The sequence below is a fragment of the Hymenobacter lucidus genome (assembly GCF_020447265.1).
GTDB lineage: Bacteria > Bacteroidota > Bacteroidia > Cytophagales > Hymenobacteraceae > Hymenobacter > Hymenobacter lucidus.
On record NZ_JAJADR010000014.1, the window covers coordinates 59,084 to 76,122 of the forward strand.

The following is a 17,039-nucleotide window of genomic DNA, read 5'->3' on the forward strand; positions in this document are numbered from 1 at the left end:
GCCCAATGACCAGGGAAAAGCCTACCGGTCGGAGGCGCTCGGCTCGTCTTTAGCCGCCCGGCTTACGGCCTGATTCGCGCGCCTGTAGAACCGCTCATGCGCCCCGTGTCCAATGGCTGAGCCCCTTGGAAGTAATGCCGGCAATCATTAGCGCTTGTGAGCTAGCAACGCCTTTGAAATTCTTACTTACTGCTTTGATTGTCATTACAAACCGGGGCCTAGACCGGCGGAAATTTGTGCTGGATAATCGGGGAAGGAAGAAGTAACGCTTTCCTTTTAGGACGAGCAGGCCGGTTCGGGGCAGATACTCCGGCAGAAGTGATTACGGCTCTGCAGTCCAACAACGCAATTCGGGCGCAAGCCCTTTCGAGAAAATGAAAAAACCAACCATTTGGGCCGTTGCGCTACTGCTGGTAGTGGGACAGGCCTGTACCCAGAAAGAAAAAACAAAAGCAATGCAACCGAACGAACAAGCCGGCCACTACACCTTTCCTTTAAGCGAGAAGGTTACGCGCCAAAAAGTAAGCTACAAAAACCGCTACGGCCTCACCTTATCGGCCGATTTGTATCTGCCCAAAAACCGGGGCACGGAGCCATTGGCAGCGCTGGCTATCAGCGGGCCGTTTGGGGCGGTGAAAGAACAATCCTCCGGCCTCTACGCCCAAACCATGGCCGAGCGGGGCTTTGTGACGCTCGCCTTCGACCCCTCCTACACGGGAGAAAGCGGCGGCGAACCCCGCAACGTGGCCTCGCCCGACATCAATACCGAAGACTTCAGTGCCGCCGTGGACTTTCTGGGCCTGCAGCCCGGGGTCGACCGCACCCGCGTCGGCATCATTGGCATCTGTGGCTGGGCGGGCATGGCGCTGAATGCGGCGGCCGTGGACAAACGCATCAAAGCGGTGGCCACCACCAGCATGTATGACATGACCCGGATTATGGCCAAAGGATATTTTGACTCTCAGACCCTGGAACAGCGCACACAGCTGCTGGAGCATCTGAGCCAGCAGCGCTGGGCCGACGCGGAAAAGAGTGCCCCGGCGCCCTCCCCCACGGGGCTGCCCGAAAAGCTGCAAGGCAACGAACCGCAGTTCGTGGTGGATTACTGGAATTATTATAAAACACCCCGGGGCTTCCACCCCAATTCGATTAACTCAAACGGCCGCTGGACCGCTACCACTCCGCTGTCCTTCATGAACATGCCGCTGCTGACCTACATCAAAGAAATTGCCCCTCGTCCGGTGTTGCTGATTGCCGGCGAAAAAGCTCACTCTCGCTACCTGAGCGAAGATGCCTACAAAGCCGCCGCCGAGCCGAAGGAGCTGGTTATCATTCCCGGCGCCAGCCACGTAGATTTGTACGACCAACTTCAAGTCATTCCCTTCGACAAACTGACGACCTTCTTCACCGAGCATCTGAAGTAAGCTGGGCATTAATTGAAGAGCAAGAAAGGGAGGCACTAAAAAGTGCCTCCCTTTCTTGTGTTTAGCCGTGGGCAATAAACGGGTAGCTAGGCCACCCAGGAGGGAGAAGTAGGGGTATGATGGCTACTGGCCAGTACCGGATTCAAGGCATAATCAAGAAGCAGTACCTGCTCACCACCATTCATTGAAAAGTGAAACCAGCGTTTGCGTCCCATAGAATGCCCCTTTTAAGCGTGAAAAATTCGCTTGAATGGGGCTTTTCAGGTGATAAAAGTACTGGCCGCCAGCGGTACATGCACGGTGCCGGCCCGCTGCCGCAGCGGCTGGGCCTGCCGGCCGCTGCGCTGGGCCTGAATCTCGGCTACGATGCACAAGGCAATTTCTTCGGGCGTCTCGCTCCCCAAATCCAGGCCGATGGGGCTGTGCAGTCGCTCACGCAACTGCTCTACCAGGTTTCTTGGCGAAGTATTTAATTCATCAAGCAGCCGCTGGGCCTTCTGGCGGGGCCCGAGCAGACCGATGTAGGGAGCGGGGGAGCCTAGTAGGGCTTGCAGAGCGGCTAGGTCGTAGGCGTAGTTGTGGCTGAGCAGCACGTGGTAGGCTAGCGGGTCGGGCACCTCCGTTTCCAGCTCACGCACGGGCACGATGCGCACCGCGGCAGCCTCGGGAAAGCGGGCGGTGGTAGCCAGATTCGGCCGGCCATCCACCACGGTAATGTGCCAGCCCAGCGCAGCTCCCAGGTGCACCAAGGGCTGCGCGTCGTTGCCGGCCCCGTAGACCACCAGGCGCAGCGGGGGCGCCAGCACTTCCAGCAAGGCCCGCACCGGGCCGGCCTCTGTATTCAGGTCGAAGATTCGTGACTGACCTTGCGTCAGGGTGTCGTAAGCCGCGACGGCCAGCGGCGACGCCAGGGCGGGCTCACCCCGCACCACGCCCGTTTCGGTGAGCAGCAGGCGCTGGCCCACGGCCGCTTTCGGGCCGGTAGCGTCCGTTTCAAACACGGTGGCCAACACGACCGGCGTTGGGTGCTGCGCGAAGCCACGCAGGATTTCAAGCGGGTTATTGGAGTCTTGAAAATCCAGCGGCTCCAGCAGGATACGCACCACACCCTGGCAGCCAGGCCCGAGGCCGTGGCGCGGGTCGTCCTCGTCGCGGGTGTCGTAGGTGACCAGGGCGGGTTCGCCCTGAAAGATGGTCCGCCGCGCCCGCTGCCGGGCGTCGCCTTCCAGGCAGCCCCCGCTGATGGCGCCGGTCAGCTGCCCGTCGTCGGTGACGAGCATACGGGCCCCGGGCCGGCGGTAAGCCGAGCCCAGCACCTCCACCACGGTGGCCAGGGCGCAGGGACGCTGGGTCGCCCGGTGCTGGTCGTAAGCCAGGAAGAGGCGTTGGAGCTCCGTCATTTTTTAACTGCTTGATGAACGGTAAATGCGTAGCTGGCCCTAGCCCTTGCCGCCACGCAGAGTCAGCAATTCGGGCGGGTTGTCAGTCAGGACCCTGCTAGTCAAGCCAGTCGCCGTGCTGCATCAGCTGGGCGAAGAATTCCGCGTACAGCTGCCGCCACAGGGGCGCCGCGGCCCTGTTCAGCACGAGCTGCGCCACCCGCAGGTCTTCCAGCTGCTCGGCGGAGAACCTGATATTGAAATGCTGCTCGACCTGCAGCAGCAACTCCACGAAGTCAAGCGCACTGAGACCGAAATCAGGCCGTCCGGCTGACGGAGGCGGCTCATTTGTGTCGGGTGGCAATAAGCGCACGGCCAGCTGCCCGATTGTGTCCCGCCAACTGGTTGCTCGCATGTACACGTTACCGTAAGTGAAGGCACAGCAGCCGACGACCGGGCACTGGCGCGAGTTGTCGTGGCTGAAACAATGGCACCCTAAAAGTTGGCCCCTGCCCATATGTATAATGGGGCAGGGGTCAGGGGTCAGCTCGCTTGGTGCAGCGGGGCTGCGTTAGGGCTGCACCTCAAACGTGACCGTCACATTGTCCCGCCCGAGGGCCGCGGCCAGCCCGCTTGGGTTGTCCACCCGGCCCATGCGGGTGTAGCGGTAGGAGGTGGAAAACGACTCGTAGAACAGCACCAGCGTGGCCGTGCCGTAGAGCAGCAGGTCGCCCGCTTGAATGGTGCCAGGATTGACGGCGTTGGTGGGCAGGCTCTGGGGCAAGTCGTAGTACTTCTCGTTGCCGTTCAGCTCCACCATCGAAATGGTCAGGGGCAGCCGGGCCACGAAGGCAGTGGTGGTCGGATTGTCGAACAGCGTCGCGGTGAACGTGTCCGCACCAACGCGGATGCGAAGTTTAGTGTTCATGGCAGGCAGGGTGGAGGGGTCTGGTCCGGGATTATCACTCTTGCAAGCCCCGGTTACCACCAGAACCAGCAGCAGCAGCCAGAGGAGAGAGATACGTTTCATGTCTTTCAGGGCACTTAGAGCGTGGCAATGTCAATCACGAAACGGTAGCGCACGTCGCCCTTTACCATGCGCTCGTAGGCCTCGTTGATGTCTTTAATGTTGATGAGTTCGATGTCGGACACGATGTTGTGCTCGGCACAGAAGTCCAGCATCTCCTGCGTTTCCTTGATGCCGCCGATGCTGGAGCCGGCCACGCTCTTGCGGCCCATCACTACCGAAAAGGCTGGCAGCTGGAGGGGCTCGGTCGGCAGGCCGACGATGATGTGCGTGCCGTCGGTTTTGAGCAGCCCGAGGTACTGGTTCACGTCGTGCGGGGCCGATACGGTGTCGAGAATGAAGTCAAAGGAGCCCTGTACGGCCTTCACCTGCGCTTCGTCCTTGGTTACCACAAAGTGGTGGGCACCCAGGGCTTTGGCCGCTTCTTCCTTGTCGGGCGAGGTGCTCAGCACCGTCACTTCCGCGCCGAAGGCCACGCCAAACTTGACCGCCATGTGACCCAGGCCGCCCAGGCCCAGTACGGCCAACTTATGGCCGGGACCCACCTTCCAGTGGCGCAGCGGCGAATAAGTCGTGATGCCGGCGCACAGCAACGGGGCTACGGCGGCCAAATCTAGCTTGTCGGACACGCTCACCACGAACTCCTCACGCACCACAATGGTGGTAGAGTAGCCGCCGTAGGTGGGGTTGCCGCTGCGGTCGAGGGAGTTGTAGGTGCCGGTCGAGCCTTCCAGGCAGTACTGTTCCAGGTCGGCCTGGCAATTGGCGCAGTGTTGGCAGGAGTCGACCAGACAGCCTACGCCGGCCAGGTCGCCCACTTTGAACTTCTTGACATGGTCCCCCACCTGGCTGATGCGGCCCACGATTTCGTGGCCGGGTACCATCGGGAAGATGCCGGGAAACCATTCATTCTTAATCTGGTGCAGGTCGGAGTGACACACGCCGCAATAGGCTATTTCAATGCGCACGTCGTGCGGACCCACCTCGCGGTGCTCGAAGGTCCAGGGGGCGAGGTCAGTTTCGGGGCTTTGCGCTGCGTAGGCTTTGGTCTGAATCATAAAACTAGGGGAAGTGGATGCGGTGGATGAGTAGCACAAAGCTACCGCCGGCCTTAACCGGCACTCTTACAGCATTCAACGGGATATGTATGCTTTTCAAAGAGACCGGCTACACGGGTTGCCGCATGGCCGCCAGCACCTTATCAGGGGTGATGGGCAGGTCGCGCAGGCGGCGGCCGGTGGCGTGGAAAATGGCATTGCCCACGGCGGCCGCCGTACCCACGATGGCAATTTCGCCGATGCCCTTCACCCCTAGCGCGTTGATATAGGGGTCATGTTCATCGATGAATTCTACAGTCATGTCCGGGATGTCGGCATTGACGGGCACGTGGTAGTCGGCCAGGTTCGGGTTGGTGTAGCGGGCCAGGTGGGGGTCGCGCACTGCTTGCTCCATCAGCGCCGCGCCGATGCCCATGGTAGCCCCGCCAATGACCTGCGAGCGGGCCGTTTTAGGATTCAGGATGCGCCCGCCGGCCACCACGCTCACCCACTTGGTCACGCGCACCGTGCCCAGCTCGGGGTCCACGCGCACCTCGCAGAAGTGTGCTCCGAACGAGTGCATAGCATGACCGCTGTGGTCTTCTTTGCCCGCGTCGTCGGATTTGGAATTGGCCGCGGGGCGGGCCTGGGCCGACTCGTAGCCCGCGCCGTAGTGGCCCTGGCCGAAGCCTTCCAGGTCAGTCAGGTTGCCGCGCTTCATCAGGGCGGCAAAATCCTCCCCTTTGCCAGGGTTGGCTTTAAGTTGCAGGCGGCCTTTCACAACTTCCACTTCGGTCGGCTTGGCCTTGAATAGGGGCGACTTGGCGTCTACCACGGCCATCTTGGTGAGCTTTTGCCACAAATCCTGTGAGGCCGTGTACACCGACGACGAGAAGGTGCCGGCGCCCATCGAGCCGCCCGAAATGTTGGTAGTGGGCAGCACCGAGTCGCCCAGCTCGAAGCGCACCTTGTCGGGCGCGATACCGAGGCAGTCGGCCGCCACCTGGGTGATGACGGTGTAGGTGCCCGTACCTAAGTCAGTAGCTGCTACCTGCACCACGGCGTGGCCGTCGGCGTAAAGGCGCACGCGGGCGTTGCCCTGCGAGTTGTTGACCGGGTAGGTGGCCGTGGCCATGCCCCAGCCTACGAGGTATTTGCCGTCCCGGGTCAGGCCGTTTTTGGGGTTGCGCTTGCTCCAGCCAAACAGTGCGGCCCCGCGCTGGTAGCACTGCTTCAGGCTTTTGCTGCTCCAGGGCTGGCCGGTGCTGGGGTCTTTGTCGGCGTGGTTGAGCAGGCGAATCTGGATAGGGTCGATGCCGAGCTGGTAGGCCAAATCGTCCAGCGAGCTTTCCAGCGCAAACGAGCCAGGTGCTTCGCCGGGGGCGCGCATCCAGGTGGGCGTCATCACGTTGGCCTTGGCCAGCTTGGTGATGGCTTCGAAGTTGGGGCACTGGTAAAGCATGCCCATGAACTTGCTGTTGGTTTCGGCGTAGTCGTCCCACTGCGAGGTGGTGGACGTCTTTTCGTGCAGCAGGGCCAGCAGCTTGCCTTCTTTGGTGGCGCCCAAGCGCAGGGTCTGCTCCTGGTCTTCGCGGTGGCCGACGCTGGTAAACATCTGCGGGCGCGTGAGCACCAGCTTCACGGGCCGGCCCACGGCCTTGGCCGTCAAAGCCGTCAGGACACTGTGCGGCCAAATGGGGCCTTTGCAGCCGAAGCCGCCCCCCAGGTACTTGGTTATCACCCGCACCTGCTCCATGGGCAAGCCCAGGAAGCCGCTCAGGGCGCGCTGCTGCCACGATACGCCTTGCGTGGCATCGTAGACCGTGAGGCGGTCGGCGGCCTCCCAGTGGGCGATGGTGGCGCTCGGCTCCATCGGGTTGTGGTGGTTGGTGGCGTGGGTGTAGGTGGCCGTCACCTGTGCCGGCGCGGCCGCGAAGGCCGCGGCCGCCTTGCCGCGGCGCTTGGTGCCCTCGGCATCCGCATCGGGCTTGCCGCCCGGGTTGAACAGCTGCGCTTTGGCGTCCTGGTACGAGGCAACAGGCGCTTCCGGGGTAACGGTCACGCGCAGCTTGGCGGCGGCGTGCTGGGCGTGCTCCAGCGTGTCGGCCACCACGATGGCCACGGGCTGGCCAGCGTAGAACACTTGGTCCGATTGCAGCGGCATAAACGTCATCTGAATCGACGGGCCGATGGCTTCTTTGCCTTCCTTGGTTTCGCCCGTCAGCACCGGCTTGGGCAGGTTCTGGTGGGTGAAGATGGCCAGTACCCCCGGCTCGCGCTGGGCCGCGCTGCTGTCGAAGCCCGTCACGCGCCCCTTGGCCACGTCGCTGGTTTTGATGACGGCGTGCACCAGGCCGGGCAGGTGGTTGAATTCGGCCGAGTACTTGGCGGCGCCCGTCACCTTGGCCCGGCCATCGACCCGGCTCAGTGGCTGGCCAACGGCGACCGTTTGGGGGGGAGTTTCGAAAAAGGCGGGTTCGCTATTCATAAAGAACGACTGGCTGGGTAAGTAGAAGAAAGCAACAGCGAGACGCTAGGCGCCGGCCACCTGCTGCAAGGCGCGCACGAGCGTATTCTGCGCCAGCTCCACCTTGTAGGCGTTGTGCTCGCGGGGCCTGGCCCCTTGCAACGCCGCGGTGGCCGCCGCTTTAAACGTGGCCTCCGTAGCCGGGGCCCCGGTCAGTACCTGCTCGGCTTCGCGGGAACGCCAGGGCTGGGCGCCTACCCCGCCCAGGGCCACCCGGGCCGAGCGGATGGTGCCGCCCTGGACGTCGAGCCCCACCGCCGCCGAGGCCAGCGCGTAGGCGTAGGAAGCCCGCTCGCGCACCTTCAGGTAGGTGGAGCGCTGGGCGTGGGCAGCCGTCGGAATGGTCACCGCCACAATCAGCTCGCCGGCTTCCAGCACGTTTTCTTTTTGGGGCGTGGTGCCCGGCAGCAGATAAAACTCGGTGACCGGCACCTGGCGCTCCTTGCCTTTGGCATTCTCCAGCGTCAGTACGGCATCGAAGGCGGCCAAGGCCACGCTCAGGTCGCCGGGGTAGGCGTTGGCAATGCAGGCGTCGCTGACGCCTAGGATGGCCAGGTTGTGGTTGTCGCCGGTGAGGGCGGGGCAGCCCGAGCCGGGCACGCGCTTGTTGCAGGGAAAGGCCGCGTCGCGGAAGTAGCCGCAGCGGGTGCGCTGCAGGATGTTGCCCCCAATGCTGGCCATGTTCCGCAGCTGCGGCGAGGCTGCCAATAGCAGTGACTGCGATACGGCCGGGTACTGCTGCACCACCAGCGGGTGCTCGCCCACGGCGTTCATGTTCTCCAATGCCCCGATGCGCAGCCCGTTCTTGGTCTGCTCGATGCCCTTGAAAGGCAGCCGGGTGATGTCGACCAGCAGCGGGGGCTCCGCGAGGCCAGCCTTCATTAAATCCAGTAGGGTGGTGCCGCCGGCAATGTAGGCGGCCTGGGGCTGGTCTTTGAGGCGGCCAGTGGCCTCTTTGGCTGTGGCCGCCTGGGTATAGCTGAAATCATTCATGGGCTTAGCCTTTACCTTGTTGTGCCGCCACCTCACGCACGGCGGCCAGGATGTTGGGGTAGGCGCCGCAGCGGCACAGGTTGCCGCTCATCCACTCGCGGGTCTGGCCGTCGGTGGTGGCATGGCCTTCTTTCACGCACGCTACGCCCGACATAATTTGACCGGGCGTGCAGTAGCCACATTGGAAGCCGTCGTGCTTGAGGAAGGCCTCCTGCATGGGGTGGAGCGCATCGCCCTGGGCCAAGCCCTCAATGGTGGTAATCTCCTTGCCCTTCGCCATCACGGCCAGGGTCAGGCAAGAGAGTGTGCGCTGGCCATCGACGTGCACGGTGCAGGCCCCGCACTGGCCGTGGTCACAACCCTTCTTGGTGCCGGTCAGGTCGAGGTACTCGCGCAGGGCGTCGAGCAGACTCACGCGGGGCTCCAGGGTCAGGTTCCTGACCTGGCCATTGATGCGCAGCTGCAAGGGACTGGACCCCGTTACGACCGGGTTGACCGGCGCCAGCTTTTCGGCCAGGGTCTCGGCCTGGCTGGCAATGGGCGAGGCCAGGGCAAAGCCCAGGATGCCCCCGGCTTGCTGCATGAACGTGCGGCGCGAACCATCAACCGGCCGCGACGCTTCCGGTTGGGCGTCAGGAAATGAATCAGACATGGGAGATGGGGACTATGTGACAGGAAGAACTCGCTCCAAAACGAATCACGCCAAGGCCGCACAGGGGCTACTTGCCTGACGGTAGTAATTCCACTACTAGTGGCAAGCGTAAGATTATGAGGGTTGTACGGGGGCTATTGGTAAAGGTACCGGCCCCTTACAAGCTGATTTGTACAGGTTTCAAATGGATAAGTACACTTTTCAAAGAATGCTGACCAGCTCTCTCCGTTTCGGTGGCAAGCAGAGCCGTTCGGCCGCCCAGGTCGGGCATTTCCAGCGTTGAACTTAGCGGGCTCGCCGGGGGCTCCCACAAGCAGCACAAAAGGGCTTGTATGCAACGAGTCGGAGTGACTGGCTAACCAGGCGGGGCTGCTTTGGCGTATGAACTGGTTAAGCGGCCCCGGGGCCGCTGCGAACGGCTTACCTGTCTTTATTCAGCATGAAACCGCACGTCATCTGCCACATGATGGCCTCCCTCGACGGCCGCATCATCACCCGTCGCTGGGGCGAGCAGCCCGATACCAGCGCCTACGAAACCACCGCCGCCCACTTCGACGCGCAAGCCTGGCTCTGCGGCCGCGTGACGATGGAGCAGGACTTCACCAAAGGGTTGGCGCCGGCCATTCGCCCCGGTGACACCGTGCCCGACCGCCAGGATTTTGTGGCCGACGCCAAGGCTGCTTCCTTCGCCGTGGCCGTGGATGCCGGCGGCAAGTTGGGCTGGGAGTCGGGCTATATCGACGAAGACCACATCATTGCCGTGCTCAGCGAGCAAGTCAGCGACGAGTACCTAGCTTACCTGCGCCGGCAGGGCGTATCGTACCTTTTCGGCGGGGCTGGCGAGCTGAGCTTCCGCGTGGTGCTCGACAAGCTGGGGCGCTTGTTTCCCATCCGAACCGTGCTGCTGGAAGGCGGCGGCCACCTCAACGGCTCATTGCTTAAGGCCGGGCTGTTAGACGAAGTGAGCTTGCTTCAGTACCCCGTCGTTGACGGGGCCGGCTCGTCTGCCGCCGTGTTTGAGCAGGGTGAGCAGCCGGGCCCGCCCTTCGCACTCGAGCTGCGGCAGGTGGAGCAGTTGGCCGGCGGCCTGGTGTGGCTGCGTTACGACGTTTGCAATCCACGGTAAATTATTGACCCGCTACTCTGCTTAGGCCGTTGCCGCCGGCACGTGCGCGCGGCGGTAGGTGAGCGGCGTGGTGCCGGTATGCTTCTTGAAGAAATTGTTGAAGTAGGTGGGGTAGCCAAAGCCCAGGCTGTAGGCGATTTCGCCCACGCCCCAGCTGGTGTGGGCCAGCAGCAGCTGGGCCTCCGTCACGAGCCGCTCGTTGATGTGGGCGGTAGTGGACTTGCCCGTGACTTCCTTCACCATGGCGTTGAGGTGGTTCACGTGGATGGCCATGCGGTCGGCGTAGTCGCTGGCGGATTTGAGCACGGGCTCGCGCAGCTGGGCCGTGATGGGAAACTGCACCTCCAGCAGGTTCAGAAACAGGGAGGTGATGCGCTCGGCGGCGTTGATGGGCGCGTGCTGGGGCGTAGCCGGCTCCAGCAGGGCCGCTTCGTGGATGATGATGGAGAGCTGGTTGCGCAGCAAATCGTCCTTGTGGGCGTAGCCTGACTCCAGGTCGCGCCGCATGCGGGTGAAGGCGTCGGTGAAGTAGCGGGCCTGCTCGTCGGTGAGGTAGTACACGGGGTTGCCTTCCACCTTGTAGAGCACGGTGTCCTTCAGACTGACGCCGCGCATGGCCGAGTGCAGAAACGACTCGGAGAAGCAGCTGAGGTAGCCCTGCTGCTCGTTGAAGCCCTCGTGCACCTCCCAGGCGTAGGGAATCAGGCGGTTGGTGAACACCAGCGCGGGCCGGTCGATGCGGAAGCTGCGGGTGGCGTAGTGCAGCTCGTTTTCTCCTTCCAGCACCAGCACCACCTTGAACATGTCGCGGCGGTTGAAGTTGCCCATGCCGCAGCGGGCTTCGAACATGGTGAGTACCTCTACATCTTCGCCGATGTGGTAAGGGGAAGGCGGGGAAACGGGGCGGGCTTCGGTCATGGGGTTACTGAGCGCTTTGGCTAACATGCGGCGCTCCTGAGTATCTTTCACAGACGCAGGATGTTTGGGGTTGGTTTCAGCCATGGCGGGAAGACGTTGAAAATTGGAAATCGGCGGCTTCCCGCTTGCCTGCAGGTAGCAGCTAAGGCCCGGATAGTGCAGCAACGAGAGTTGCTACTGCGGCAGCACCTCCAGTGTCGCGGTAACCGGGCCGGCGGTGCGGAAGGCCTCCAGGCCGGCATCCAGTTTTCCCAGCGCGATGAGGCCGGCGGAATACCGGAAGGCGCCGTAAAACAGGGCCAGGTTGCCCCACGGGGCGTAGTAAGTCAGGTCGCCCACCGCGGGCTCGTGCCCGGCGGGGGCGCCCAGCGTGGAGAGCCGGCCGGGCAGGTCGCTGACTTTCTCGGTGGCGGCGTAGTCCTGCTAGGTGAGCGTGAGCGGCAGCAGCGCCAGCAAGTCGCGGGTAGTCGCGTTGTCGTACAGCGTGGCCGATAGCACCTGCGTGCCCACGGTGAGGCGCAATTTCGGCAGTGTGGCGATTGGCATCCGGTATGGATGAGGTTGGCTAGGGCCTTACTTGAAGCTGTTGTATTCCTGGTCGGTCACGGCCCGGCCCCAGTCCACAATGCCTTTCTCGGTATTGACGTTGAGCGAGATGTGCGTCATGCCCTGTTTGGGCGAGGCCCCGTGCCAGTGCTCCACGCCCGGCTGGGCCTGTACCACGTCGCCATGGCGCAGGAGCCGGATGGGCTGGCCCTTTTCCTGGTAGTAACCTAGGCCGTCGGTCACCATTAATATCTGACCCGCGGCGTGCGTGTGCCAGTGCGAGCGGGCGCCGGGCGTAAACGTGACGTTGCTGCTTGCGCAGTTGAACGTATCATCGTTTTTCACCAGCGTGTGCACATACACGACCCCAGTAAACGTGGCGGTCGGGGCCCGCTCCCCCTTTGGAAAGATGGGGCCTGATGCTACGGCCGCGTTGGCAGTGGCCGGCACTTTGGGGGCCGTTTGGGCGTGGGTAAGTAGGCTGAGGCCAACGGCTACCGAAGCCAGAACAAGCGAGATGCGTTTCAAAATGCGGAAAAAAGAAGTTAGGAAATAAGTTACACCGCGTTAAGACTCCAGAGGCGCTAGGCGGATGGTGGCCGCCTGGGCGCGGCTACTTATCATGGCACCCAGGTAGGGACTGCTCGCGTATTTGGCTCGGTACGCGGCATCAATCCGGTCGTTAAGCGGCCCACTGATGGGCTCGAAGACGACTTCCTTGGTTAGGCCAGCGGCATGAATCCGACCGGTTTTATGCAGCACTGCTGCTTGGTACCAACGAGAGGACTGCCCATGGTAGGCGCGCACGTAAAGGGCATCGTCTACCCGCACCGACCAAATCCAGGTCGGCGTGCCGTAGGTGACGCCATCGGCCCGTAGGGGAGAAATATGCAGGTCATCGGCGTCGACGATGACCCGCACCTCTTCTGAGGACAACTGGTGGGTGGGCGTGTTCATGGAGTTGTGGAGCGCTGTATCTACTGAATGGTTTGGCCACCGTCTACTACTAGGGCATGGCCGACCACGAAGGAAGACGCATCGGAGCAGAGCCAGATAACGGCGTTGGCTACTTCTTCGGGCGTGCCCATGCGTCCAATCGGCTCCTGGGCCACTACTTCCGCGCGGCCTGCATCGGTGCCGCCGGTAAAGCGGTCCATCATGGGCGTGTCAATGTAGCCGGGGCACACGGCGTTGATGCGCAGGTTTTGAGGGGCGTAATCGAGGGCTGCCGAGCGGGTTAAGCCGATAACCCCGTGCTTAGCGGCCGTGTAGGCCATGTTCTTGGGGATGCCCACTACGCCAGCACCCGACGAGGTATTCACAATGGCGCCCCCGCCCTGCTGCAGAATGAGCGGAATTTCGTGCTTGAGGCACAGATACATGCCGCGCAGGTTGATGTCGTGAATCCGGTCCCACTCGTCCTCGTCCAGCTCGGCGGGCAGCGCGGCCTGTTGCTCCACGCCGGCATTGTTGAAGGCGTAGTCCAAGCGCCCGAAAGCATCAATGGTCTTGGCCAGGGCAGCTTGCACGTCCTCCGGGCGGGTCACGTCGCAGGTGGCGGCCACGGCCCGGCCCCCTTGCTGCTCAATCAGACGTACCGTTTCCTGGTTGTCCGTTGCAGTAATACCGACCACGGCAACCTGGGCGCCCTCGCGGGCGAAGGCCAGCGCCGTGGCGCGGCCGATGCCGGTGCCAGCCCCGGTGATGAAAGCTGCTTTGCCGGCGAAGATTCCTTGTTGTTTCGTTTCCATAAGAAAGTGAGGTTGTGATAGAAAAATGCGCGGTCTTGGGTTGCCTTGCAAGGCTACACCCGACGCCGCTTTAGTGGCCGGCTTGTACCGAGCCGTAGTGACGATACAGCGTCGTGCCGACCAGCGCGCCCACGGCATAAGCCGCATTAAGCGCGGTCCCGCCCCATGACATGACTTTGCCCGCGAGCTGGGCCCCTAGCCGGGCCAGGCTGCGAGACGAAACGCAACGACAGCCCATAACACAGCCCGGAACTCACGGCTACCAGCACCCCGGGCGAAGAGGGTGGCGAGCCGCTGGTGCGCACGGGAAGCTGCTCACTTAGATGTCGAACTTGGCCTCTCCCAGCCACTTCACAGTGGCCGGGTCGCGATGGTCTAGAAAGAGGCTTTGCTTGGTGTCGAGCGTGGCAATGGCCTGCATATCCTCGGCGCTGAGCTCGAAGTCGAACACGTTGAAGTTCTCGGCAATGCGCTCCGGCCGCACCGACTTCGGAATGGCCACGACCCCGCGTTGCGTAAGCCAACGTAGGATGACCTGGGCCACACTTTTCTCGTACTTGCGCCCGATGCCTCGCAGCAGTTCGTTGGTAAAGATGTCGTTCTTGCCTTCTGCAAAGGGCCCCCAGGATTCTATTTGGACTTTGTTTTCCGCCAGGAACTGCTGCGTTTCTACCTGCTGCTGGAAAGGGTGGGTTTCAATCTGGTTGACGGCCGGCACTACCTGGTGGTGCACCATCAGGTCCATGAGGCGGTCGGGCTGGAAGTTACTGACCCCGATGGACTTGATGCGGCCCTCCTGATACAATTCTTCCATGGCTCGCCACGCCCCGTATACGTCGCCAAAGGGCTGGTGAATCAGATACAAGTCCAGGTAGTCGAGTTCGAGCTTGCGCAGCGACTTCTCGAAGGCTCGCTTAGTGCTGTCGTACCCAGCATCCTGAATCCAAAGCTTGGTGGTGATAAAGAGCTCCTCGCGCGGCACGCCGCTTGTTTTAATAGCTTGTCCCACCGCTTCCTCGTTGCCGTAGGCCGCCGCGGTATCAATCAGCCGGTAGCCAACCCGCAGCGCTTCGGCTACGCTTTGCTCACATTCCACCGCATCCGGCACCTGGAATACGCCAAATCCTAAGAGGGGCATTTCCACCCCATTGTTCAAAACAGTCGTCTGCATAACTCGTGTTGATTTGTAGTGAGAAAGTGAAATTTACTTGGCCGATGCTGCCACGACTCTGGTCAGCACGGCGTGGGCGGCCTCGACCTGTTGCTTGCTCACCGCCGCCTCGCAAAGCCCGATGAGCTGCCGCAACTGCGCCTCCGTCAGGCCAACATGCAGCCCTGCCCCGAGATGGAACTGCAGCATCGGCTCCACGCTACCCAAGCTCACCAGAGCCGCAATGGTGGCCAGCTCCCGCTCCTGAAACGTGAGCACGTCGCGCTCAAAGAGGTCGGCAAACAGGTGCTCTTTCAGAAATACGTCGCTTTCCGGGCTGAAGGCGTTGGCCCCGGTTTTGGGGCCGATTTCGGGCTTGCCGGTGAGTTTTTCCAGGTTTTGCTTGCCCCGCTCGTACTTCGGCGCGGTGCTGGTAATGGGCGAGGCGGCCTTGCCCATCACGTCCTCAATGCCCTGGGCCTTGCGCTCTTCCAGCAGCTGCATCAGGGTGTTGATGCCGCTCAGGCTGCGCGGAAAGCCGCAGTAGGCGTAGAGATGCACCAGCACTTCTTTCTCCTCATTTACGGTCATCCCGGCCTTCAGGCCCTGGGTTAGCGCCTCGTGCAGGCGGGCCTGGTTGCCCGTGGCGGTGTAGGCCGCAATAGTGACCAGGGCTTGTTGTCGGGCAAGCATTGCAGTTGGTTGGGCAGTAGTGTTCATGATGGAAAGCAGTAGCAGGGCGAAAGCCGCGGCGAGATGAAGAGTGCGTTTCATAAACCAGAAGGAAATCAAGGCCAAGCGGGCAACTCGGTTGCTAGCACCCAGCGTCCGGGAACGCGTGCTAGCAGTTGCGTGCGCCCGGCTCAGCAGTTACCTCGCCTTAAGCAGACCCGGTGCGATTCACCAGCTTCTGTTCGGCCTTTAGGACTACACAAAGTTCCGTCAGCATCCTGCCAGGGTAGTAATGACAATCAAAGCAGTTAGTACACATTTCAAAGGATGCTATGTGAATGGAATGCCTCAAGGCTCATCCCCCGCGCAAAGCATTAAGCATAAAGCCGCTGGGGAGCGCCGCCCTCGGCTTCCTGTTCGTCACGTTCAAGTGCATTGCTAAGTCTACCGACCAAAGGAGCGGCTGAAGTTTTGGCCCCCTCGCACCTGCTGTTGTGCCGCCGGCAGCCGGCGGGACTCGTAGTCGAGCAGCGCCTGGACGATATCCGAACCTTGCCGGCGCTCTTCTACGCACTCGGCCAGGGTGGCCGCATCCTGCAAGGCGGCATTGAATCCAGCGGCCGTAATGGGAGTCGTCACGTGGCCCGCATCCCCGACGAGGGCAATCCGGCCGTTGACCAAGCGGTCGGGCACGTACTCGCTGATGGGGATGCCGGTAAGATTGCGGGTTTGGATGCTGTATTGGGTGGCGGCCAGCCAGGGTTGGGGCCAGCGCTGGGCCGCCTGCCGGGTAAGTTCCTGTAAGGTCTGCTCGGGAATGTCCGCGCCGATAAGTGAATGGCGCACCACGTTGCCAGTGACACAACCCAGTTTCCGCAGCAAGTCGTTGCGGGTGTTGTCGTACCAGGCCCAGCCCAGCCGGCGCTGGCCAACGGCGTGCGAGCCCGTGCTGCCGGCCGTGACGGCGCCGAGCAGGAAATCGCCAATGCCGTCGGGCATGGAAACGGCCGGGGCACGCTGCCCGTAGCGATGCTGGGCGGGGATATCCCGCTCCTCGACGATGGCGACCCAAATCAAGTAGCCCGCAAACGTGGCGTCCGGCTTGTGAGGAGCAACCAGCCGGCGTACCGTGCTGCGGTGGCCATCTGCGCCAACGACTAAGTCGGCGGGGAGGGACTCCCCCTGCTCGGTCACCACCCAGGCCACCTCGTCATTCTGCTGAACGGACTGCACGCGCGTATTGTAGCGGACTTCCAGGTTTGGGGTGGCGCTGGCTTCGACGCTCAGGCGGTCGTGCACAGAGGACCACGCCTCGGCCGACCGCACGCCGCCGGAAGCCAGTACGCGCAGGGCAATGGCCGTGACGGTGCGGTCGAGCTCGCCGCTGTCTACCTGCAGCACGGCGCCACTGCGGGGACTGGGACCCGCCCGCTCCAGCAAGGTTACCCGCACTCCCGCCCGCGCCAGGGCCAAGCTGGTCATCAGACCGGCGAGCGAAGCGCCGACGACGATGGCGGAGCCTTGCGGAGATGGCTTCAGTAAGTCAACCGGCGGGTTGAGCAACTGCTCCCGGGCGATATCGAGTGGTGGGCTCGTTTCCATAGATGTAGGTTTTGTGCATTCTGCCATTCCCAAGTTTGAGTTGATTTTCAATCGGGGCAGTTCGTCTGCAGGGCGACTGGTTGCCGGCGTGACGGTTTGCCAGCCAGCATTAGGCTTGCGGGAGGCAGGTCACAGGAGTCAGCCCGTAAAGACAGGCCGCAGGTTTACCAGCTGACTGACCCTGCGGGCAATCAGGGGTTATTAAAAAAGGCTCTGGTTCGATTAGGTGCCGTAG

16 protein-coding genes and 1 pseudogene are annotated in these 17,039 nt (G+C 62.3%); 2 read left to right on the forward strand and 15 right to left on the reverse strand.

The window, feature by feature from the left end:
- Positions 1 to 455 precede the first annotated feature (455 nt).
- Positions 456 to 1,424: an alpha/beta hydrolase gene (locus tag LGH74_RS24005; RefSeq protein WP_226180588.1), complete on the forward strand. Its 969-nt coding sequence runs from the start codon at positions 456 to 458 to the stop codon at positions 1,422 to 1,424.
- Between the two features lie 260 nt (positions 1,425 to 1,684).
- On the opposite strand, the gene LGH74_RS24010 is transcribed toward LGH74_RS24005, so the two are convergent.
- The 7 genes from LGH74_RS24010 to LGH74_RS24040 form a co-directional block, all read right to left on the reverse strand.
- Positions 1,685 to 2,824 (reverse strand): XdhC family protein, encoded by a 1,140-nt coding sequence (locus LGH74_RS24010; protein WP_226180590.1) that lies wholly within the window; start codon positions 2,822 to 2,824, stop codon positions 1,685 to 1,687.
- A gap of 97 nt (positions 2,825 to 2,921) precedes the next feature.
- Positions 2,922 to 3,095, reverse strand: a complete 174-nt coding sequence (locus LGH74_RS25280; RefSeq protein WP_489146040.1) for a hypothetical protein — start codon at positions 3,093 to 3,095, stop codon at positions 2,922 to 2,924.
- Between the two features lie 279 nt (positions 3,096 to 3,374).
- On the reverse strand, positions 3,375 to 3,731 hold the full coding sequence (locus LGH74_RS24020) for a cyclophilin-like fold protein (RefSeq protein WP_226180593.1): 357 nt from the start codon (positions 3,729 to 3,731) through the stop codon (positions 3,375 to 3,377).
- Positions 3,732 to 3,847: 116 nt separating this feature from the next.
- A complete protein-coding gene (locus LGH74_RS24025) occupies positions 3,848 to 4,888 on the reverse strand; it encodes an NAD(P)-dependent alcohol dehydrogenase (RefSeq protein WP_226180595.1) in 1,041 nt (346 codons plus the stop codon).
- A 109-nt stretch (positions 4,889 to 4,997) separates the two neighbouring features.
- Positions 4,998 to 7,355 (reverse strand): xanthine dehydrogenase family protein molybdopterin-binding subunit, encoded by a 2,358-nt coding sequence (locus tag LGH74_RS24030; protein WP_226180596.1) that lies wholly within the window; start codon positions 7,353 to 7,355, stop codon positions 4,998 to 5,000.
- A 45-nt stretch (positions 7,356 to 7,400) separates the two neighbouring features.
- Complete coding sequence (locus LGH74_RS24035; protein WP_226180598.1) at positions 7,401 to 8,387, reverse strand: FAD binding domain-containing protein; 987 nt, start codon at positions 8,385 to 8,387, stop codon at positions 7,401 to 7,403.
- 4 nt (positions 8,388 to 8,391) lie between these two features.
- Positions 8,392 to 9,039 (reverse strand): (2Fe-2S)-binding protein, encoded by a 648-nt coding sequence (locus tag LGH74_RS24040; RefSeq protein WP_226180600.1) that lies wholly within the window; start codon positions 9,037 to 9,039, stop codon positions 8,392 to 8,394.
- Between the two features lie 439 nt (positions 9,040 to 9,478).
- Between LGH74_RS24040 and LGH74_RS24045 the strand changes: the two genes are divergently transcribed.
- Positions 9,479 to 10,165 carry a RibD family protein gene (locus LGH74_RS24045; RefSeq protein WP_226180602.1) on the forward strand — a complete coding sequence of 229 codons (687 nt, stop codon included), beginning with the start codon at positions 9,479 to 9,481 and terminating at the stop codon, positions 10,163 to 10,165.
- 21 nt (positions 10,166 to 10,186) lie between these two features.
- On the opposite strand, the gene LGH74_RS25165 is transcribed toward LGH74_RS24045, so the two are convergent.
- The 8 genes and pseudogenes from LGH74_RS25165 to LGH74_RS24085 form a co-directional block, all read right to left on the reverse strand.
- Positions 10,187 to 11,134 (reverse strand): helix-turn-helix domain-containing protein, encoded by a 948-nt coding sequence (locus LGH74_RS25165; protein ID WP_226180604.1) that lies wholly within the window; start codon positions 11,132 to 11,134, stop codon positions 10,187 to 10,189.
- A gap of 123 nt (positions 11,135 to 11,257) precedes the next feature.
- Positions 11,258 to 11,629 (reverse strand): annotated as a pseudogene (locus LGH74_RS24055) (cyclophilin-like fold protein).
- Positions 11,630 to 11,656: 27 nt separating this feature from the next.
- Positions 11,657 to 12,157 (reverse strand): (R)-mandelonitrile lyase, encoded by a 501-nt coding sequence (locus LGH74_RS24060; RefSeq protein ID WP_226180607.1) that lies wholly within the window; start codon positions 12,155 to 12,157, stop codon positions 11,657 to 11,659.
- 39 nt (positions 12,158 to 12,196) lie between these two features.
- Entirely contained in the window at positions 12,197 to 12,586 is a 390-nt protein-coding gene (locus LGH74_RS24065) for a DUF2255 family protein (RefSeq protein ID WP_226180609.1), read from the reverse strand.
- A 20-nt stretch (positions 12,587 to 12,606) separates the two neighbouring features.
- Positions 12,607 to 13,380, reverse strand: coding sequence for an SDR family oxidoreductase (locus LGH74_RS24070; protein WP_226180611.1), 774 nt, complete (start codon positions 13,378 to 13,380; stop codon positions 12,607 to 12,609).
- A gap of 319 nt (positions 13,381 to 13,699) precedes the next feature.
- Positions 13,700 to 14,551: an aldo/keto reductase gene (locus LGH74_RS24075; RefSeq protein WP_226180613.1), complete on the reverse strand. Its 852-nt coding sequence runs from the start codon at positions 14,549 to 14,551 to the stop codon at positions 13,700 to 13,702.
- A gap of 33 nt (positions 14,552 to 14,584) precedes the next feature.
- The gene (locus tag LGH74_RS24080) at positions 14,585 to 15,304 is read right to left on the reverse strand and encodes a carboxymuconolactone decarboxylase family protein (protein WP_226180615.1); all 720 of its coding nucleotides are present in this window, start codon (positions 15,302 to 15,304) and stop codon (positions 14,585 to 14,587) included.
- 342 nt (positions 15,305 to 15,646) lie between these two features.
- Complete coding sequence (locus LGH74_RS24085) at positions 15,647 to 16,804, reverse strand: FAD-dependent monooxygenase (protein ID WP_226180617.1); 1,158 nt, start codon at positions 16,802 to 16,804, stop codon at positions 15,647 to 15,649.
- Between the last annotated feature and the right edge of the window lie 235 nt (positions 16,805 to 17,039).